This window comes from Pseudomonas sp. B16120, from assembly GCF_044218845.1.
Classification (GTDB): domain Bacteria; phylum Pseudomonadota; class Gammaproteobacteria; order Pseudomonadales; family Pseudomonadaceae; genus Aquipseudomonas; species Aquipseudomonas paracarnis.
This window is the reverse complement of sequence record NZ_CP162588.1, coordinates 2897914-2918357: the sequence shown is the minus strand read 5'-3', so window position 1 is coordinate 2918357 and position 20444 is coordinate 2897914. Positions and strand designations below refer to the sequence as shown.

The following is a 20444-nucleotide window of genomic DNA, read 5'->3' as shown; positions in this document are numbered from 1 at the left end:
CTTTTAGGGTATCCCGACTAAAAACCGACTGCCAGAATTACTGGCAGCCAGCCTTAAACTAACCGTCAGCTATAAGCAGTGCCGCAGTAGGAACCACCGGCTTTGGCGGCCCCCGAAATAAGCAGGATCTCCTCCGAAGTCAGTTCTCGCGCAAAAGCGTCAACAACATCACCATAGGTAGCATGGTTGCTGTTCAGACGTTCTAGATTGAGTTGGTTGCCGGCGGGCTCGATCATGAGCTTAGAGGCCAGGTGTTGGGTGTTAGACATAAACAGGTTCTCCTTTCCTTTATTTTCGATAGGTAAAACTCGATATCTTATAGTTTTACCAGCGGAAACCTAGCCATCCTTTTCGCTAGTGCGACGGGCACTTTTTTACGACAGAGAGACCGCTGTAGCCCGCGCCGCGCTGTCGAAATGGTTGTCAGATTTATTGTTTTACCGCCACGTGGAATGCTATTGAATTTTCGCTGTAACTGCAACAGTGCATTACACATATAGTGTACATCTATTCAATATTTTGTTGTTTTAGCCCACCAAGGAGTGCGGTGTAACGAAAAGGGACTCCTGCAACTCCCCGCCGCCCGGAGAAAAACGCGGCACGCCGAAGTCCGATTCGCGGCCAAGCAGGCTATTTTTGTAATTTCCATCTACGGAAACCTCTTTCCCGGTGGCCATGGATTCATAGATAGCAGAAAGAATGTCTACCGTCTTGCGTCCTTCCACGCCGTCAACAGCCCCCTTCTCACCGGCTCTAAGAGCACGCACCACATCGGCCAAATAAGCCGTGTGACCAAAACCGTATACCGAGTCAGTGAGTTCACAGGAACTTGTCAGAACCTGTTCATCGTAGGGAGTCGCTGATTGAAACTTCCAGGTCCTCACTTCGTTAAGTGCGACACCGGACAGTTCCACAGAGCCAAATTCTCCCAGCACGGAAAGCGAACCTTCAAGGTCGCCTGGCCTTGTAGCGGTTGTAGCTTCCAGCACTCCAATCACAGGTCCGTTCGTAAATACGGCCACACCAAGGTCTTCTGCTTCGATCGGCGCGCCTACTCGAGTACCTCTGGCAAAGACATGATCGGGAACGCCCATGATCGATTGGATCAGGTCGATGTAATGGCATGCCTGGTTAGCGAATACACCACCATCGTATTTGTAGGTGCCACGCCATTGATCCTGTTCGTAATATTCATTATGCCGTGCCCACCTTACGCGAGCAGTGACCATGAAAACCCGGCCGAATCGTCCCTCTTTCAGAGCGCGCATCAGCAATTTTACCGGCCTGTTATATCGGTTTTGCTTGACAACAAAGAGTCTGATGTTCGCGTTCGCGCAGGCTTGAATCATGGCATCGGCATCCTGCATGGTCAGCGCCATGGGCTTTTCTACCACCATGTGCTTCTTATACTTGACCAAGTCCAGACAGTGCTCGGCATGCAGCCCACTTTCTGAAAGGATGTTAACTACATCGATTTCGGGATGCGACTGCATCATTTCGTGCTGGCAGCGATAGTAGGGAATCTCCAGGCGCGAACCCAGCGCTTTCGCTCGCTCGTACTTAACGTCACATACCGCAATCAATCGGCTTCCAGGCAGTTTATTGGAAGTGAATGCCTCCGCATATTTTCTAGATATCCGTCCACAGCCGACCAAGGCGAAATTGAGTCCGCGTCCTTCCATATTCAGCTCCTTATTTTTAGCTTTTATAGTGCGCCCAGCGCCTTGAGAAATTGCTGATGTTGTTCCAGCGTCGAACCGCACTCTTCGCTGAAGGGTCCACTTCCGACCTCAAACATGAGGCCCAACTGTTCGCAGGACACGCCCATCGCCAGCACAAACCACACGAGCACACTTTGCTGCGACGCCTCATAAATTCGGTCATCGCGAGTTATCCGCCACTTCTCATTCGCCCTCAACGCAAATGCCCATGGATTTCCCGGGCAGGGCGCGCTCAACGTCGGAAATGCAATAGCCTTGGCCGCGCCGGGGAAAGCTGCATAAAAGTGCAGTTGGCGGAAAAACATCAGAGCAGCCTCTACCCACTGCCATTGCGCCAAGTAATCGCCCGACGGGCCGCCAATCAAGAAACGGTCGATTGCATCAAGTAATGCTTGCTCCAGTGGCAGGCGTCTGGCTCTTTTCACACGCCATTTCGCTTTCGGATAGGCATCCCCTTCAAGAGCTAAAACAGCATCGACACCTAACCCGACTAACTCGCGAACAGCAATCACCGCGCTCCGGTAGTCTTCCGTCAAGCGCGCACCAAGAATGTCCTGGTAGATATTCATGGATTTGGAAATGTAGTAGTCCGCCATTTTCACAGAGAATTCGCTTAGCGAGAAATCTGACTTGAGTTCGACGAAGTCTTCATGCCCATGCAAGACAAGGCAATTTGCATATTTGAAAGCCAGTTCGAGGGTGCGTGATGATAGCGGACTGTAGACAGGAATCTGCGTTTTCCCAATGAGGCGCTTGAACTCATCACGTGTAATGTTTTCGACTTGCGTCCAGCCGAGGGATAGCGCGATTTGGCGTTGAAAATTCTGCCACCAATCGCCAGACAGACGCACCTCGGATATCACCACCAGATCGATGTCGGATGTCGGCGTGCCAAGCCCCTGACTCCAAGAACCAATGAGCAGCACACAAAGGCTGTGGTCGGCCGGGACTAAAGTGAGGGCATCTTTTACAGTGTGCTCGATGGTCTCGATATCACGCTTGCGGACAGAGCTTGGAAGCATTTGCGACTCCTGATATCAGATCTGCTAAAAATTGACTGTTACCGCGCGCTCTCGTTACTTGCACTTGAGCGACCAGCCTCTCAACCAATGTGAACCTGACCATTTGGTCCGCCGACGAATTCAGAATGGAAAGAGGAAAATGAAATCTTTCCAACACTTGGTCAAAGCCGGTCGACGCGTTCAAATACAGATCGGTGAGGGTTCGTCGGCTGACCTCTGGATGCTCCTCGTGCGCAAAGTGCTTGCCTCGCTGATTGGATTCCAGATAGACAATCGCCGTCAGCACTTCAGAAGTATCGATCAATGAAGTCATGCCAGTCAGGTAGCGACCTGAAGCGCTGGTATCAACTCCCTCAGCCTGAGCTCTCGATAACGTTGGGCGTGTGCCCCCTATAACCATCGCCTTCGCTTCTGCTCCTTGCCATCCGATCACCGTGTAATCACTGGACAGAAGTTTCGCACCTTGAGCAAAAAGCACCTCGCCAACCGACGTTTTTCCCGTACCGTATGTTCCAGTGATGGCAACCAGCTTGTCGTCGAGACTGGCGACTACTGCGTGTAAACCAAACAAACCGCACACGATCAGGACTCGTTGACAGGTAGCTCGCAACAAGCGTCGCCACTCATGCTCGGTCAGTTCAAAACAGCTTTGGATTACAGTCCTGCGCTGACCTGGAAAATCCTCAATGTGCGAACGGTTGCTGACGCATAACTCAATTCGCCAAATGGCATGACTGCCTGATTCTTTTTGTTGAAATGGCAATACGCGCTCGGCTGCCGCCAACGCATGACGCTGTTCTGCGGCTGATCTAATGCCCGTAATTTCGATGCGGCCGCCGGAGAAACTCAAAATCATACGATTCGCGCAATGGACGCTTCGACTTCTTCAAGCGATTTGAATAACGCCGCAGTTGCTTTCCCTCTCCTTAACCAGAACAGGTCAAGGTCGTGCTGCAGCTCATGTGGCTTTAGATAGTGTTGCTTGACGCCATATACACTTTGCAGAAGTTGAACCAACCACGCTCTCGCACAGAAAATCAAATCGTTACGCTGCAGAAAACCACGGGAAGCGTAGCTTTTAATCATTGCCAGGCCGCGCGCCAGCCAGTCGTCATGATCAAAGTTTTCGGGTGGAAAAGCGGCACGTCCCAATTCGTAAGAGGGGAAAAATACGCCGGCATCGCCAAAGTCGATGACCCACAATTGACCCGCCTCGTCGACAATGATGTTCTTTTGCCCGTAATCCCCGTGAATAACACCTTTCGAGAGGCTTTTGATTGGCTCAATCAGAACCGAATACTGTTGCAGTTGGGCTTTGCGATCCTCGAGCAGGTCGTAACTGATGTCATCAAACTCGGATCTTTTCTCGAGCTGGCGAATTTCACCCAGGAGGTCGTCAACGGTCTCTATAATTTCAGCGACGCTTGTCTCGAGCCACTCGCCGGTTTCATCTTCGCCGGGGCGCGGAAAGCTCGATAAAGCCAAATGTGTGTCGGCGAGATTGAGGCCCTCCGCGCCCATAAGGTCTTCAGAGAACTTGTCGACTTGTTCATTTGCGCGAATGAAGCTAAAGACAGCGAGCCCGCCCTCTTCCAGCTCCGTCACTTTCTCGTCGTCAATATTGGTTTTAATCGCGGGTGAAATAATCCCATTTTCGATGCAATGAGTCGTCACTTCGATTGAAATTTTTCCTCGTTCGGTGTCTTCGACAGACAAGAATTCCTTTACAAAAAAAGATTCACCAGCCGTTTCAATCGCCCAATTTCTTGATCCAAGACCGGCATAAATCCGCTTGATACCCAGCGCTTCAATAGCATAGTGCTGACGAATCAGGCCAAGGACCCGCTGGCCTTCTTTGATCAGTTCCGGGTTCGAATCTTGAACATCTGCTGTCTTGTCACTTGTCATAATAGTGGCTCAATTTCTTTATAAAACCGTGCGATTTGAATCCATTCATCGCGTGCCGTCCCGGATGAATAAGATGGTTCTCTGAAGCGTGTTTCCGCTAGACGAAGGGCAGCGCCGAGATCGGCAGAACTCTCAACATCACTTGCATAGAAAACGGCTGCGACGCCGACAGCCAACTCTCGAGTGGCCGGAAGATCTGGTGTTATTACCGGGACATTGAAGCCCCTCGCCGTCGAAATCGATGAGGGATGAAGAACATCACGAAAATAGGCATAGCGACCCGTGGTCAGGTAACTGCAAACTGCAACAGCTGCACGTCGATATAGCCGATGGGCCTCTGAAGGATCGACGCGCAATGGCCATAGCATGAGTCTTCCACCGCTCGCGGCCTGGAGGTCTCGCAGGCTACCCAAAAGACTGCTGTCGCGAGCTTCTCCTACGATAAAAAGAGTCGCGTTATTAGTACATTGCAAAAAGGTTCGCCCTACCCGCAGGAGGTCTTTATAGGCAGTGATGTGTCCGAACGCGAGAAACGCCTGCTCGCAATCGTCCATGGCACAAAGCAACGGTTCCAGACTGGTATCGTGCTCGGTTTCTTCCATCCAGAGGCCAGCAGAGCCGCTTACTGACACGTTGGCCCGCGGTGCAAGTTGCCGGATGCTGCCAGCGTCGGCGTGCGTATGACAGATCACCATGTCGGACAGATCAAGGACATGTTGCATGCATTGACGATCCAGACTCGTCGGTTCTTCGCCATAAATAGGCAGAAGATTATGGACAGTCCAGGCAAGTTTGAGTCCCCGCTGCCGGGCAAGGGACAGCAACTGCAGGCTGTTATTCAGCAGCGCGGGATTGGGACCATTCTCATCACGGTAGAGACGCTGCAGCCGATGCAAACTAATAACGCCATTTGAGTTCAGTGCCGACTTCAGTTCAGGGAAATGCCGGCTCTCGATGTTTTCAACTGCAAACGCACGATCCAGCGCCGAAAAATATGGGCTTCGGTGATGCGGATAATTGGAAATGACGTTCCACATGTTTCATTACTCGCAAGTCGGTCAGGTGCTGGCTATCCGGGTGTTCACGTCGTTCCAAAACTCAATGAACCGACTGTTGATTTGTGGCCCGTAATGGGCTTCAACAGCGGGCACGTCGATCCCATCTGGAAGGTTCATCAACTCAAGCTTGGCTCCCTTGAACAGCCCTAGCGCATCAGTGACATAGCGTATTTGTGCACTATCGCTATTTCTCAAGGATTGCCGTGAAGCAAAGGCTGGCAACCTGCGGGCATGCCACCCCAACATCGACGAGTCTGCATGCGGCAGTAAAACCGCCCCAAGTGGCGCGGAACGAACACCACAGAACCCGAAAGCGTTCAGGAACTGAGCCGAATCGAACCGAAGTCGACTACGTCCGGACGCCGACCAAGACGATGTAGGAGCGTCGTCCTGATAGTGACGCGATTCAACTGCACGACTTTGAATCATGCGTCTTTCAAGTAGCGATCCCGGTTCAATCAGATTGGTACCAACGGCGACGCGTTTGGGCCAACCGGAAACCATTACCTTGCCGTCTGGACTCCCCCATAGACCAATGAGGTCATCAGAGATGAATTCGCCACCCAGCTCGGCGCAACACTTGAACATAAGGGATGACTTACCACTTCCAGAATCACCGGCAAAAACGTACGCGCGCCCGTCAACCGCTACGGAAGCCGCATGAAGAAAACGAACGCCACTACGGAAAAGGAAGCAGCCGAAAACATAACGAACAAGTCGGGTGACCCCCCTGAGATTCCCGATCTCGGCACTGGCAATATCGACCCGCCAGTGTTTGTCGTCTGAAGCGCTTAACCTGACTGGATCTGCACCTTCGTCGGCGTGCTTGATAAACACCGCACTGTTCTGCTGTATGTCTTCCAGCGAAAACTCGATCTTGCCCTTATCGATCACATAAGCCGGCATATCGCCGCATGCAGTCCAACCCTTCAATTGTGGGTCGCTGCCAACTGTGATTGTCCGGGCGTCCATTGGATGCTGATTGCACAGGGTTACTGCGATACCAGGACTGAGGATTCGCTTGAGCATATCGAATAGCGTGGGCAGTTCGGAAATGAGGTACAAGGAACGATCACAGGATTCAAGGCGAATCATGAGGCCTCCTGTAACATCTGTGCTGTCGTCCAGCAATGCACAACACCCATTGCTGCAGCCTCAAGCGCGCAATCGCTGCTCGAGAAACGACGAGTATCTCGAACCAGCTGCGGTTCAAGTGCAACCCACCCGCTATAGCGATCCACCCACAGTCGATGCAGAAGTTGCGCAATCTGCCCCGCCCCCTCTCCCGGCGGACAAGGACACTGCCGTTCGGTGTCGAAGTCTTTAATGTGAACATGCCCAATGGCAACTTTGAGTGCGTCATAGAGCTCCGATACCGGCGCGTAACAGCCTTGCTTTACGAAGTTCCCCGAATCCCATACCAACTTTAAATGCTCGCTTTCAAACTCCCGCACCCGCGCCAGCCCCTCCATAGCATAAGGAGTTCCAGTGCCGATTTCCGGCTCGAGCACCAGGTCCACGGACGAATGAGCAATGGTTGTGCGAAGGGGCTCAAGCCAATCCAGGGCCTGCCGATTTCCCGACGAACCGGACGGCGCGCAAAGCCGCCCAAATATCCGTATGGTTGGAATACGATGACGCTCAGCGACTTCATGCAGACGCAAAAGGTCGCTGGCCATCGCTTGTGATTCGCCCAAGTGTTTTCCGAGCGAACTTGCCAGACCGGCAACCACCAGACCGGCATCATGAATCTGGCTTACCGCATCATCCAGTTCCTGAACGGATAGCTCTGCTACATTCCTTACACCGATACTTCTCAAATCAATAGCCCGCGCCCCAATGCGTTTCGCGGCTGCGACCTGCCCCTCAATGCTTGGCGAAAACTCGTCTGCAATGAGCGAAAAGTTAAATGGGATCTGATCCAGATTCATAGGCTATTCCGTGGACGGATGCGCGGGGAGTTGATTAATAAGATCGCCATAATGGGCATAGGTAACCGCTACGCAATCTTCGATAGCGCAGAAAAAACGCTGTACAAATTGAATGAACTCGACGTCCGGCTTTCCATCGGCGAAGAAAAAATCCCACCAATGAAACGTCAGTACACCCAGCCCGTGCAGCCCGGAAGCTGCCAGCACGCGCCGGCTGAGCTCAACGGGGTCGGCTTGGTCCGAGCGAAGTTTTTGCTTGTTGAAAATCAACGACTGAAACAGCGTGAATGGCCAGCCGCGCGGCTGGATACCCAATATACGTTTTGCCTCGGAGCGATTTACGGTTGCACCTCTTTTATCAGCAAGACGCGTTACCTCGTCATCGCGAATGGACCTGCAAATACTGATATTGTGTGCGTGCAGGTACGCCTCCGCAGCGCAATGAATGTCATTGTGCGGAGGCACGAACATTCTGTAACCAACTACAGAGTCGAACCAGTCAAAACCGGACACCACGGTTTCCAGCAACGGCACATTCAGCGTGCTGAACTCTCGGGTATCGAGCCTTCCGACTTGAGACTGATGCGTCCAGCCATGCATGGCCAGTCCAAGCAGACCATCACGATGCACGCTTTCGAGATAGGCGCTGAGCGGTTGATTATTCCAAACAAAGTCAGCTTCATCTGTACAGAACGCTGACGCTGATTTCAGAAAGTAGTCAGGTCGAGTATAGGGAATCACTGAAAAGTTGATTGGGCGTGCCCCCCAGACCTGCTCGCGGAGAAACGCCATCGCCCAGATGGGAGTGGCGTGACAGATATCATCGTCGCGAATCAAAAGCGTCAGGTTTTGTCTAATTCCGGCGTCCCTGCCGATCATTATGCTTCGCTCCAGTCAAAGCAGTGAATCAAGAAGGGTTGTGTCTGCGCCAATAGAGCTGGGTATATTGAACTGAAGTCTTTCGCCGGGTGTATCCGGCAAACCGACTCGGCGAAAGACGCATATTTGCTCTCAAGCCAACGATGCACTTCTTCAAGTAGCACCTGCCGTTGTTCGTCACTTTCATTGAGTTCATGAAGGCCAATCAAGTTCAGGTTGTTGCGATGTACTTTATAGAGGTCTATAGAGGCAAAACCGTCCGGGCTGCCTAAAAGACCGATGACTCCTTTTGTTTTGCTGTGGGCCAGCGCAAGCGCAATGCTTTCGGAGGTGGATACGGCATCGATGACCAAGCCAAACTTCAAATCTTGCGCAAGACTTTGAATGACCGATACACCTTCAATGCCCAACGTCGGCATTTCAGCCTTTAATAGAGGAGCATGGATAACAACATTGGGGCAGCCAAGCCGCTTGAGTTCAAGTACCGCGCCTAACGCTATCGCACCTGTCCCTATTACAAGAGCTGGCTCGTGCCGGCAAAGGACGCTCAGGCTGGAATGGAGAGCGGAGGCAGCCACCAGTTGAATGCGAGCGATGGCTACTGTTGCCAGCGCCGAAGACGTGCAACACAACGCGCCGTCAATGGAGCCGGCTACCCCATGAGCCAGGGGGCGTATCCAATATTGATCGGCAGAATGAGCGATGTTGATGTAACCGAAGCGTCCGTCGAAACCACCGTGCAGGCGCGTACGGCGTCGCTCGGTTCCGCGACTGACTACGCTGTATGCACACTTCACTTCCATGACCGAACTCCCTGTAAACCGAACATTTACCAGAGAGAAACAGCCTGCCGTTGAGCCGCTGACTCTCCCTTAACGCTTCCTTGCGCCAGCACATGCATTAGCACTAGATGGGTGACATTGATGCACACAACGCACATCTTCCCCGCAGGCACTGCCTTTCGGGAAAGATAAATCCTAGATATAAACTAATTGCTGCAAAAGTTACTGTAAAAACGAAACATGCCGCGCCCAGCCACTCCCGGATATCGGCGCTTGTCGAGCCTAGTCAGAGGGTTTCGAAAATTTTCATTGGCGATTTTCTACGCCCCGGATGACCCGGGGATGCGCACTCGGGCGGCGCAGTATAAGGGGTGCGAATTTTAATTGCTACATCAGAAAAGAGTACAAAAGCTCAATTTTTCTAAGACAACGAGTTCTTTTTATCTACAATCGCCTAAAAAATGAGCAGTGCTCCTGGCGAACGGTTGTAGCCCATATTAATGAAGTCGCTCCAGCACCGCACGCCGTACTGCATCATAGTCCGACAGAACACAGCTCGATTTTTCGTCGATCTGAGGTTCCCTTACTCGTTTGCACAGATTGACCGCAACAAACTCTGCTCCTGATCTTTGCGCACATAGTAGGTCATCCATGGAGTTGCCTACCATTACGACGTGAGCTACAGCCAGCGTTTGTCGAATCAGCAGAAGGCCTGCCGGGTCAGGCTTGGAAGCCACCTCACCACGACAGAGCAGCACATCAAAAACATCATGCAGTCCGGCACGCTTCAACTGAGCGCAAAGCGAGACTCGATCTCGTCGAGTCAGAATAGCCAGAGGTACACCAAGCTCCTTTAGATGTTGAACTAGTTCACGCCCCCCTTCAAAAGCACAAGCACGGCGCTCTAGAGCATGTAATTGCGCGGCTATCTCCTTAATGATTGCTTCCCGCCCCTGAGGCTGCAAGCGCAGTGACTTCAGTGGGGAGGTATGACGATGACTTGTGTAGAAAACAGGCATCAGCCGGTGAAGCTCTTCCGGATCGTGGCGTGCGAGCACGGTTTCTATCGCCAGATCAGTGAGAAAATCCGTATCGAAAATGGTCCCGTCCCAATCAAAAACAACGACCGTCGAAAAACTGAACCGTGGCACCTATCTCTCCCCGAATCTCAAACGCTTCCTTTACATAGTGTGCTGCCTGGCCAAAGCATTACGCAACAGCGCCGCAAAAAAGCCTGATGCCAGCACTGCTCCGGCAGTGACCAACGTTACCGATACCATCGACACAACCATCATCAAGCTGACCGCTTGCGAAACGGTGGCTGAGGGTGGCACCGTTACTTACACTGCAATGGTCGCCGCTCCGGTCACCGGCTCTCCAGCAGTCGTGACACGGGAGGTGCTGAACATCCGTCGTCGTCCACCGTACAACTGTCGTCACACCTATGCGACAATGTGCATTATGTCTGGCATGAACCCCGCCTTCATCTCCCAGCAGCTCGGCCGTAGTGTGCGGATGCTGCTCTCGACTTATGCGCGCTGGATCAACTCAAGCTCGGATTGGAGCGAAATGCAAAAGCTCCAGATTGGTCCCAAATTGGTCCCAGTTCAAATAAGCGCACCCTAAGCTATTGATAGGTAAAGTAATTGATCTCCACAGCTAACATCACCATGCAGTTCGGCGCCAAGCCGCTCTTCGAGAACGTCTCGGTCAAGTTCGGCGCCGGCAACCGCTATGGTTTGATCGGTGCCAACGGTTGCGGCAAGTCGACCTTCATGAAAATCCTCGGTGGCGACCTCGACCCGTCCGGCGGCCAGGTCATGCTCGAGCCGAATGTGCGCCTGGGTAAACTGCGCCAGGACCAGTTCGCCTATGAAGAATTCACCGTGCTCGACACCGTGATCATGGGCCACGAGGAGCTGTGGAAGGTCAAGGCCGAGCGCGACCGTATCTACTCGCTGCCGGAAATGAGTGAAGAAGACGGCATGGCCGTGGCCGAGCTGGAAACCGAGTTCGCCGAGATGGACGGCTACACCGCCGAATCCCGCGCCGGCGAGCTGCTGCTGGGCCTGGGTATTCCCCTGGAACAGCACTTCGGCCCGATGAGTGAAGTGTCCCCCGGCTGGAAGCTGCGCGTACTGCTGGCCCAGGCGCTGTTCTCCGACCCGGAAGTGCTGTTGCTCGACGAACCGACCAACCACTTGGACATCAACACCATCCGCTGGCTGGAAAACATCCTGACCCAGCGCTCCAGCCTGATGATCATCATCTCTCACGACCGTCACTTCCTGAACAGCGTGTGCACCCACATGGCTGACCTGGACTACGGCGAGCTGCGCCTGTTCCCGGGCAACTACGACGAGTACATGACCGTGGCGACCCAGTCCCGCGAGCAATTGCTGTCGGACAACGCCAAGAAGAAAGCGCAGATTTCCGAACTGCAATCCTTCGTCAGCCGCTTCTCGGCCAACGCCTCGAAAGCCAAGCAGGCGACCTCCCGTGCCAAGGCGATCGACAAGATCCAGCTGGCCGAAGTCAAGCCGTCGAGCCGTGTGAGCCCGTTCATCCGTTTCGAGCAGAACAAAAAGCTGCACCGCCAGGCGGTCATGGTCGAAAAAATGGCCAAAGGTTTCGACGGCAAGCCGTTGTTCAAGGACTTCAGCTTCCAGGTTGAAGCCGGCGAGCGCGTGGCGATCATCGGCCCCAACGGTATCGGCAAGACCACCCTGCTGCGCACCCTGGTCAACGAACTGACCCCGGACGCCGGTAGCATCAAGTGGACCGACGCCGCCGAGCTGGGCTACTACGCCCAGGACCACGCCCACGACTTCGAAGACGACGTGAGCCTGTTCGACTGGATGGGCCAATGGACCCAAGGCGAGCAAATGATTCGCGGCACCCTGGGCCGTATGTTGTTCTCCAATGACGAGATCCAGAAGTCGGTCAAAGTGATCTCCGGTGGTGAACAAGGTCGCATGCTGTTCGGCAAGCTGATCCTGCAAAAGCCGAACGTGTTGATCATGGACGAACCGACCAACCACCTGGACATGGAATCCATCGAAGCGCTGAACCTGGCGCTGGAGAACTACCCGGGCACGCTGATCTTCGTCAGCCACGACCGTGAGTTCGTATCGTCCCTGGCCACCCGCATTATCGAGTTGAGCCCTAGCGGCGTGATCGACTTCAGCGGCACCTATGACGACTACCTGCGTAGCCAGGGTGTGGTGTTCTAAGAGCAGCACTGAGCTGCAAGCTACAAGCTGCAAGAAAAAGCCCTGTCCCTGTGACAGGGCTTTTTGCATCCGCACTGTGCCGGACGCTGATTTTATGGGCCATGCATAACCAGTGTGGGAGCTGGCTTGCCCGCGATAGCGGTGGTTCAGTTAAAGATGCAGTGACTGACAGGCAGCCTTCGCGGGCAAGCCCGCTCCCACAGGGAATCGGTGCCAGGCGCTGATTTTATAGGCAATACATAACCCGTGTGGGAGCTGGCTTGCCTGCGATAGCGGTAGTTCAGCTACAGATTCAGTGACTGACACACCACCTTCGCGGGCAAGCGCGCTCCCCCAGGGGCCTCTGTAGGCGTCCCCTCGCTCCTACTGTCGTGCAGGATATGCCATGATGCTTCACCGCCCGCCAGCGATTGAGTATTCATGCCTGCCGCCCCCTCCTCCCTGTCGATCACCCTGCAGATCGTTTCCATCGTGTTCTACACCTTCATAGCCTTTATCTGCATCGGCCTGCCGATAGCGGTGATTCCAGGCTATGTGCACGAGCAACTGGGCTTCAGCGCCGTGGTGGCCGGGGTGACCATCGGTTCGCAGTACCTCGCCACGCTGCTCAGCCGCCCGATGGCCGGGCGAATGTCGGATAACGTCGGCACCAAACGCGCGATCGTGCTGGGCCTGGCCGGTATTCTGATCAGCGGTGTGCTGACCTTTATCGCCACGCTGCTGGACAGCCTGCCGAGCTTGAGCCTGGGTATTCTGATCGCCGGTCGCCTGTTGCTCGGGGTGGCCCAGGGCCTGATTGGCGTGGGGACCATCAGTTGGTGCATGGGCGCAGTGGGCGCCGAACACACCGCACGCTCGATTTCCTGGAATGGCATCGCCTCCTATGGCGCCATTGCCATTGGTGCGCCACTTGGCGTGGTGATGGTGGCTGATTATGGCTACGCCAGCCTCGGCCTTGCCCTGGCGGTGCTGGCGGCGTTGGGCCTGGTGCTGATCCGCAATAAACCCTCGGTGCCGGTGGTACGCGGCGAACGGCTGCCGTTCTGGGCTGTGTTTGGACGTATCGCGCCGTTCGGCGCCAGCCTGTGCCTGGCCTCGATTGGCTACGGCACGCTGACGACCTTTATCACCCTGTATTACCTGAATCGTGGCTGGGCCGGTGCGGCGTATTGCCTGACGGTATTTGGTGTGTGCTTTATTCTCTCGCGCCTGGTGTTTATCTCAGCCATCAGCCGGTTTGGCGGGTTCACCGCCGCCATCGCCTGCATGCTCATTGAAACCCTGGGCCTGACGCTGTTGTGGCTGGCACCGTCTACCGGCGTGGCCTTGATCGGCGCCGGGTTGACCGGTTTTGGTTTATCGCTGGTTTACCCGGCGCTCGGCGTGGAAGCTATCAAGCAAGTGCCGGACAGCAGCCGCGGCGCGGGGCTGAGTGCGTATGCGGTGTTTTTCGACCTGGCCCTGGCGATCGCCGGGCCGTTGATGGGCGCCGTGGCGTTGAATCTTGGCTACGGCTGGATATTCTTCTGCGCCGCGTTGCTGTCGGTCAGCGCGCTCGGCCTGACCGTACTGCTCAGGCGCCGCGCCTACTGATCAGCCGTCTGCAGGCCGGCACGCGTTGCCTCACCGAGGGTGCGACTGAAAAAGCGCCCGGCCTCGGAGACCATATCGCGGTGAATCCCTTCACGGTCGACACCATCGGCATCGGTGCAGATGCCTGGCATTGTCGCCAGCTGATCACTGTCGCACGGGGCCATGAATACAAAGTGCCCTGCCCCGGCCAACAGCTTGAAGTCCGGCGGCTCTGGCAGTTTGCGCGCCAGGGCGGCGGCGTTTTTGTCCACTGCCACCAACTGGTCGCCATCGCCACTGTAGAGCAGCACCGGCACATGCACATCCGCCAGAGTGTGGCGGCCGAACATCAAGCTCAGCGGCGCCATCAGCATCAAAGCATGGATACGCGGGTCAGCCTGGGGTTGCAAGTCGTCGCGATCGACCACCAACTCGCCCTTGGTGGTGCACGCGTCGCGGTCTTCGGGGCGCTCTTGGCAGTAGCGGCGCAGGCGTTCGAAATCCGGCTTGGCGCCCGCCAGGATCAATGCCGTTTCGCCACCGGCTGAATAACCGATGACGCCGATCTGATCAATATCCACAAAGGGCGACAGCATCGGCTCGGCCAAGGCGGCGGTGATCGCCTGAGAGATCTGGATCGGCCGGCCATACAGATTACTCACGGTGCCCAGGCGGCTGTGGTCCTTATAGTTGTCGCCAGGATGCAGAACCGCCACCACCACAAACCCCTTGCGCGCCAAGGCGGTGGCCAGGTCATGCAGGGCCAGCGGCGTGCCGGTATTGCCGTGGGACAACATCAACATCGGAAAACGCCCGATCGCCACCTTGGCATCTTCGCTGGCCGCCACATGGTAGGCGCCCAGCGCGGTAGTGCGCTCGGCATCGGTAGAGGGATAGAAGGCGATGGCTTTCATCGGCTGCGCATCCAGCGGGTCGAGAAAACTCATGCGATGAAACCCCACACTCCAATGGGGGTGCGGTGCCGGTGCGGCGTGCACTGAAACCACGCCGCCCAACAGCGAAAGAACCAAAACAGCACAAAGACGCATCATGGGGATGTCCACCTTTGCTGCATAAGAACCGGCCTGTCGAATAAAAAGTCCAGGGTATCGAATGGATGTCTGCATAACCTGGGCCACAACGAAAAAACTCCGTACTCCGCTCGCGTTCAGGCGATCAGAATACAGAGTTTAGGCGCTCGGTTTCAGAATGAAACCGAGGACAGGGCACATTTACATAAGCCTTACGCAGCGGCGAACAGTTGCTCGTTGATGCGCACGTTGGCGTCGCTCATGGCTTTGCTGCGCACTTCGTCACCGTAGGCCAGGCCTTCAGCGCGCACGATCTCGATGTCGGTGATGCCGAGGAAACCGAACAGCAGCTTCAAGTAGCCTTCGTGAGCAGCGCCCGAGGCCTGGTCGGCATGCAGGCCACCGGCGGTGGAAACAATAATGACTTTCTTGTTGCCGCACAGGCCTTCAGGGCCGGCTTCGGTGTAGCGGAAGGTCTGGCCGGCCACCGCGATGCGGTCGATCCAGGCTTTCAACTGGGTGGGGATGGTGAAGTTGTACATCGGCGCACCGACGACCACGGCATCGGCGGCGAGGAACTCAGCCAGGGACGATGCACTCAGTTCAGCCTCGTGCTTTTGCGCCGCATCACGCAGTTCAGCGGCAGTGCCCAAGGCGCCCAGGGTAGCGCCGGAGAAATGGTTGATGCCTTCGCTGGCGAGGTCACGGTAAGTCACTTCCACGCCCGGCTGGGCGGCTTGCCATGCCTTGACCACACCGGCGCTGAGCTGACGGGAGGCCGAGTTGTCGCCGAGGATGCTGGAATCGATGTGCAAGAGTTTCATGATGGATCTCCGAGGTGGGATCGACAGTGGCGATCAGATGGTGGTGATGCTACGCATGAAACCAATGGTCGATAAGCCGCCTGAAATGCGATAGTTTGTCCCACTGACAGGACAATAGGCCCACCATGCAAGACCTCAACGACCTCTACTATTTCGCCAAAGTCGTCGAAGCCGGCGGTTTTGCTGCGGCTGGCCGGCTACTCGGCATTCCCAAATCCAGGCTTTCACGGCGCATTGCCGAGCTGGAAGACCGCCTGGGTGCACGCCTGCTGCAACGCACCACCCGACAACTGACGCTCACCGCCGTGGGCGAGCGCTACTTGCGCCACTGCCAAGCCATGCTGTTGGAGGCGGAAATGGCCGACGAGGCCGTGGCCAGCATGTCCAGCGAGCCACGGGGGCGCTTGCGGGTCAGTTGCCCGGTGGGGCTGGCCCAGCAGATTCTGCCAGAGCTGGTAGCCGGTTTTCTGGCCGCGCACCCGTTGGTGCAGTTGGACATGACCCTGGTGAATCGCCGCGTCGACCTGGTAGCCGAAGGCATTGATGTAGCGCTGCGCGTACGCGAACTGGGCGACGAAGACCCGTTACTGGTCACCAAACGCCTGCGCCAGGCGCATACCGTGCTGGTGGCCAGCCCCGTTTTCATGCGTGAGCGGCGGGTCGAAACCCTGGAAGACCTCAAGCAGTTGCCAATCCTTGGCGCACTCGAGGCGGACCGAATGGTGCACCAACGCATCATCGACCCCCAGGGCAACATGCACGAGCTAGTGATGGAGGCGCGCCTGGGCATCGAAGACTTTATCGTGCGCAAGGCCAGCGCAATGATGGGCGTGGGTTTTACGGTGCTGCCAATGATGTACTGCGAAGAAGAACTGGCCAGCGGCCGCCTGGTGCAACTGCTGCCGCAATGGTCATTACCAGGCGGCTGGCTGCAAGCGGTCTACCCGCACCGGCGCGGCGTGCTGCCGGCCATCCGGGCCTGGATCGACTACCTGGAAGAAGGCTTCAAAGGCTGTGGAGATCGGCTGTTATGAGCATGACGGAAGAACAAGTCGCACGTTTTTGCCTGAGCCTGCCAGGCGCACGGGAAGACTATAAATGGGGCGGCGTGCGGGTGTTCTCGGTTGCTGGCAACAAGATGTTCGCCTTGCAGAACCTGCGCGGTGAGTCGCTGGCCTTCAAGGTCGACAAAGAACTGTTCCTGGGTCACGTCGACCGCCCGGGCATTCACCCGGCGCCTTACCTGGCGAGGGCGCAGTGGGTCATCATGAACACGCCCTACCCTTTGGGCGCAGAGGAACTGCGTGGCTTGTTGCAGCGCTCCCACCAGTTGGTGGTGAGCAAGCTGCCCAAGCGCACACAGATTGGCTTGCGGCTAGAGGATTGACAGCAAGGTGCCGCCAAGAAACAGCTGGTCCAGCCAGAACACCTGGTGCAACAGCACAATCACCCAGAACAGCACCTGGTAAGACACCTTGCGCGTCTTGTGCCGGAACACCTGCTGGGCAATCAACGCCCCCGGCCAACCGCCCGCCAGCTCCACCGCATGCAGGATGTTTTCCGGGGTGCGCCAGCCTTCGGTCTGCGCCTTGCGCTTGTCGCTCCAATAAAGAAAGAACGCCACCACACTGACCACGCCGTAGGCCATCAACGGAATCGCCGTTTCGCCGCGATACCATAGCAAGGCCGAGCCCAGCAGCGGCGCGGCACACAGCAGTACAAAGATCAGCGCCTTCAGGCGTGGGTGCTGGATAGTCATGGCTTGACCGCAGTCCAGTCGATCCAGCCGAACTGCCAGGTCGCCAGGATGACCAGGCCAAAGGCAATCCGGTACCAGGCAAACACCGCGTAGCTGTGGCTGGCGATGAATTTGAGCAAGCCCTTGACCGCAATCATCGCGAAGATGAACGAGGTGACAAAACCAATGGCGAACACTGGAAAATCCGCCGGCTGGAACAGATCGCGGTACTTGTAACCCGAGTACACCGCCGCCCCAACCATGGTCGGCATGGCCAGGAAGAATGAAAATTCGGTGGCCGTCTTGCGCGACAGGCCGAACAACAGGCCGCCGATGATCGTTGCACCGGAGCGCGAAGTGCCCGGGATCATCGCCAGGCACTGGGCCAGGCCGACCTTGAGGGCGTCTTTCCAGGTGATGTCGTCGACGGTTTCAGCCCGCACTGCATGTTGGCGGCGCTCGGCCCACAACATGATCACGCCACCCACTACCAGGGCAGTCGCTACAGTGATCGGGTTAAACAGGTAGTGCTTGATCAGGTCGGCAAAAATCACCCCCAATACCACCGCCGGCAACACGGCGATGATCAGGTTGACGGTAAAGCGCCGGGCCTTGGGCTGGGTCGGCAGGCCGATGACCACGTCAAAGATCTTGCGCCGAAACTCCCAGACTACCGCCAGGATCGCGCCCAGCTGGATGATGATGTTGAAGGCTTCGAAACGCTCGCCGCCAAAATTGATCAGGTCGGCGACGATGATCTGGTGGCCAGTGCTGGAGATCGGCAAGAACTCCGTAAGCCCCTCGACGATGCCGAGAATCAATGCCTGTATGGCGGTCCAAAAATCCATGCTGTCTCCAAAGGTCATGCGCGTGGCATGCCTCTTAGTCTTTTTTAAGTTCACTGACGACGAGCGCACACAAGCGCCCGCAGTTGATTCTCAACGCCGGTCTGCAAAAATTCCGTGAAAAATCAGGCAGTACTCAGGTTTTTCGATTCCGGGCCGAAAGCCTATCAGACACGCCGGAAATCTCGAAGCAGCACCACAATTATAAAGAGCAGGGAGTGACAGGACGATGAACAGTTTGCGCAGCATGTCGATCAGCCGCCGCCTTTGGCTGATCCTGATAGTCGCCGTGTTGATGCTGCTGGCCTTGGGGCTGTTAATGCTCAACCAGATCCACGGCGACCTCTACCAGGCCAAGCGCCAGCAAACCCAGCACGTGGTGCAGACCGCCAGTGGCGTACTCAGCTATTACCAGAGCCTGGAAAAAACCGGCGTACTGACCCGCGACGCCGCGCAACAACAGGCCTTGAGCGCGGTGCGCGGGCTGCGTTATGACCACGATGACTACTTCTGGATCAACGACCTCACCCCCGTGATGATCATGCACGCGGCCAACCCCAAGCTCGACGGCCAGAACCTTTCGGCGATTCGCGACCCGGACGGTTTCGCCGTGTTCAACGAATTCGTGAACCTGGCCAAGGCCAAGGGCGCCGGCATCGTCAACTACCGCTGGCCGAAGCCCGGCGCCGAAGCGCCGGTAGAGAAAACCTCGTACATCCAACTGTTCGAACCCTGGGGCTGGATTATCGGCTCCGGGGTCTACGTGGACGATGTGCAGGCCGAATTCAGGGGCCAGGTGTGGAAAGCCTCGGCCATTGGCCTGGGCATTGCGCTGATGATGGCCGTGCTGGTGGTGCTGATTGCCCGCAGCATCGTGCAGCCGTTGCAGGCCGCGGTGAATGCCATGGGCAATATTGCCAGTGGCGAAAGTGACCTGACCCACAGCCTCGATACCCACGGCCGTGACGAATTGACGCAACTGGCCCAGCACTTCAATAGCTTCACCGCCAAGCTGCGCCAGGTGGTCGGCCAGTTGCAGGTGTGCGCGAACGCGCTGGGCCAGTCGTCCAGCGAGCTGGGCCACAACGCCAGCCAGGCCCACGACCGCAGCCAGCAGCAGTCCCAGCAGATGGAACTGGTGGCCACCGCCATCAACGAAGTCACCTACGGCGTGCAGGACGTGGCCAAGAATGCCGAGCACGCCGCCAGCGAAATGCGCGATGCACAGGCCCAGGCACAGCAGGGCCAGGTCAATATCGACGGCAGCTTGCAGCAGATCGACCAGCTCTCCACCACTATCAGCCAGGCCGTGGAGGTGATCCGCACGCTCTCCAGCGAGAGCACGCAGATCGGCGGGGTACTGGAGGTGATCCGCTCCATCGCCGACCAGACCAACCTGCTCGCCCTCAACGCCGCCATCGAAGCCGCCCGTGCGGGCGAGCAAGGCCGCGGGTTTGCGGTGGTCGCCGATGAGGTGCGCCTGCTGGCCCAGCGCACGCAGAAATCCACCGCCGAGATCCAGGTGATGATCGAGCGCCTGCAAGGCCACTCCGAAGCGGCGGTCAAGGTCATCAGCGACAGCCACAGCGCCTCGCAACTGACCATTGAACAAGCCGGCCAGGCGGGCGCAAGCCTCACCGCCATCGGCCAGGCGCTGCACAACCTCAACGGCCTGAACGCCTCGATTGCCAGCGCCACCCTGCAACAGGCCCACGTGGTGGAAGACATCAACCAGAACGTCACCCAAGCGGCCGGGCTGTCCCACACCACCGCGCTGGCAGCGGAGCAATCGAGCGTGGCGAGTGCACAGTTGCGTGGCTTGAGTGAACAGCTTGATGGGCTTTTGCGTCAGTTCAAGGTTTGACATCCCTCAGCGGTGGGAGGGCTGCCCTCTCCCACC

General features: G+C 56.4%; 20 protein-coding genes and 1 pseudogene. 6 read left to right on the top strand and 15 right to left on the bottom strand.

Translation table 11 applies throughout. The annotated features are described in order from the left end of the window. Positions 1-65 precede the first annotated feature (65 nt). The 11 genes from AB4P90_RS13640 to AB4P90_RS13590 all read right to left on the bottom strand — a co-directional run bounded on the left by AB4P90_RS13640 (position 66) and on the right by AB4P90_RS13590 (position 10452). Positions 66-269, bottom strand: coding sequence for a hypothetical protein (locus AB4P90_RS13640; protein WP_161904710.1), 204 nt, complete (start codon positions 267-269; stop codon positions 66-68). 258 nt (positions 270-527) lie between these two features. Then, positions 528-1682 carry a Gfo/Idh/MocA family protein gene (locus AB4P90_RS13635; RefSeq protein WP_395605993.1) on the bottom strand — a complete coding sequence of 385 codons (1155 nt, stop codon included), beginning with the start codon at positions 1680-1682 and terminating at the stop codon, positions 528-530. Between the two features lie 23 nt (positions 1683-1705). Next, positions 1706-2743, bottom strand: a complete 1038-nt coding sequence (locus tag AB4P90_RS13630; protein WP_395605992.1) for a hypothetical protein — start codon at positions 2741-2743, stop codon at positions 1706-1708. Then, positions 2715-3599, bottom strand: coding sequence for a hypothetical protein (locus AB4P90_RS13625; protein ID WP_395605991.1), 885 nt, complete (start codon positions 3597-3599; stop codon positions 2715-2717). Before AB4P90_RS13625 ends, AB4P90_RS13630 begins: the two co-directional genes overlap by 29 nt. Further along, on the bottom strand, positions 3596-4651 hold the full coding sequence (locus AB4P90_RS13620; protein ID WP_395605990.1) for a phosphotransferase enzyme family protein: 1056 nt from the start codon (positions 4649-4651) through the stop codon (positions 3596-3598). The genes AB4P90_RS13625 and AB4P90_RS13620 overlap by 4 nt, the downstream gene beginning before the upstream one ends. After that, a complete protein-coding gene (locus AB4P90_RS13615; RefSeq protein ID WP_395605989.1) occupies positions 4648-5688 on the bottom strand; it encodes a hypothetical protein in 1041 nt (346 codons plus the stop codon). Before AB4P90_RS13615 ends, AB4P90_RS13620 begins: the two co-directional genes overlap by 4 nt. Before the next feature lie 21 nt (positions 5689-5709). Then, positions 5710-6804: a hypothetical protein gene (locus AB4P90_RS13610; protein WP_395605988.1), complete on the bottom strand. Its 1095-nt coding sequence runs from the start codon at positions 6802-6804 to the stop codon at positions 5710-5712. Continuing rightward, the gene (locus tag AB4P90_RS13605) at positions 6801-7640 is read right to left on the bottom strand and encodes a sugar phosphate isomerase/epimerase family protein (RefSeq protein ID WP_395605987.1); all 840 of its coding nucleotides are present in this window, start codon (positions 7638-7640) and stop codon (positions 6801-6803) included. The genes AB4P90_RS13610 and AB4P90_RS13605 overlap by 4 nt, the downstream gene beginning before the upstream one ends. A gap of 3 nt (positions 7641-7643) precedes the next feature. Beyond that, positions 7644-8519 (bottom strand): hypothetical protein, encoded by an 876-nt coding sequence (locus AB4P90_RS13600; protein ID WP_395605986.1) that lies wholly within the window; start codon positions 8517-8519, stop codon positions 7644-7646. Next, positions 8519-9322, bottom strand: a complete 804-nt coding sequence (locus AB4P90_RS13595) for a hypothetical protein (RefSeq protein ID WP_395605985.1) — start codon at positions 9320-9322, stop codon at positions 8519-8521. Before AB4P90_RS13595 ends, AB4P90_RS13600 begins: the two co-directional genes overlap by 1 nt. A gap of 476 nt (positions 9323-9798) precedes the next feature. Continuing rightward, complete coding sequence (locus AB4P90_RS13590; protein WP_395605984.1) at positions 9799-10452, bottom strand: HAD family hydrolase; 654 nt, start codon at positions 10450-10452, stop codon at positions 9799-9801. Positions 10453-10696: 244 nt separating this feature from the next. Here AB4P90_RS13590 and AB4P90_RS13585 point away from each other — a divergent pair. The 3 genes and pseudogenes from AB4P90_RS13585 to AB4P90_RS13575 all read left to right on the top strand — a co-directional run. Next, positions 10697-10927, top strand: a pseudogene (locus AB4P90_RS13585) (site-specific integrase); the annotation flags it as partial. 20 nt (positions 10928-10947) lie between these two features. Beyond that, a complete protein-coding gene (locus AB4P90_RS13580) occupies positions 10948-12534 on the top strand; it encodes an ABC-F family ATPase (protein WP_003191057.1) in 1587 nt (528 codons plus the stop codon). A 420-nt stretch (positions 12535-12954) separates the two neighbouring features. Then, a complete protein-coding gene (locus AB4P90_RS13575) occupies positions 12955-14127 on the top strand; it encodes an MFS transporter (protein WP_019820141.1) in 1173 nt (390 codons plus the stop codon). On the opposite strand, the gene AB4P90_RS13570 is transcribed toward AB4P90_RS13575, so the two are convergent. Next, a complete protein-coding gene (locus tag AB4P90_RS13570; RefSeq protein ID WP_032874017.1) occupies positions 14121-15158 on the bottom strand; it encodes a dienelactone hydrolase in 1038 nt (345 codons plus the stop codon). The genes AB4P90_RS13575 and AB4P90_RS13570 overlap by 7 nt on opposite strands. 191 nt (positions 15159-15349) lie before the next feature. Next, positions 15350-15961, bottom strand: coding sequence for an FMN-dependent NADH-azoreductase (locus AB4P90_RS13565; RefSeq protein ID WP_003191051.1), 612 nt, complete (start codon positions 15959-15961; stop codon positions 15350-15352). Between the two features lie 125 nt (positions 15962-16086). Between AB4P90_RS13565 and AB4P90_RS13560 the strand changes: the two genes are divergently transcribed. Further along, a complete protein-coding gene (locus AB4P90_RS13560) occupies positions 16087-16995 on the top strand; it encodes a LysR substrate-binding domain-containing protein (protein ID WP_014718355.1) in 909 nt (302 codons plus the stop codon). Then, positions 16992-17348, top strand: coding sequence for an MmcQ/YjbR family DNA-binding protein (locus AB4P90_RS13555; protein WP_054895937.1), 357 nt, complete (start codon positions 16992-16994; stop codon positions 17346-17348). Before AB4P90_RS13560 ends, AB4P90_RS13555 begins: the two co-directional genes overlap by 4 nt. Here the strand turns inward: AB4P90_RS13555 and AB4P90_RS13550 are convergent. Beyond that, a complete protein-coding gene (locus AB4P90_RS13550; RefSeq protein ID WP_014718353.1) occupies positions 17337-17720 on the bottom strand; it encodes a DUF1294 domain-containing protein in 384 nt (127 codons plus the stop codon). The genes AB4P90_RS13555 and AB4P90_RS13550 overlap by 12 nt on opposite strands. Then, entirely contained in the window at positions 17717-18547 is an 831-nt protein-coding gene (locus tag AB4P90_RS13545; protein WP_014718352.1) for an undecaprenyl-diphosphate phosphatase, read from the bottom strand. The genes AB4P90_RS13550 and AB4P90_RS13545 overlap by 4 nt, the downstream gene beginning before the upstream one ends. A 226-nt stretch (positions 18548-18773) precedes the next feature. Between AB4P90_RS13545 and AB4P90_RS13540 the strand changes: the two genes are divergently transcribed. Further along, entirely contained in the window at positions 18774-20408 is a 1635-nt protein-coding gene (locus tag AB4P90_RS13540; protein ID WP_395605983.1) for a methyl-accepting chemotaxis protein, read from the top strand. The last annotated feature ends 36 nt before the right edge of the window (positions 20409-20444 follow it).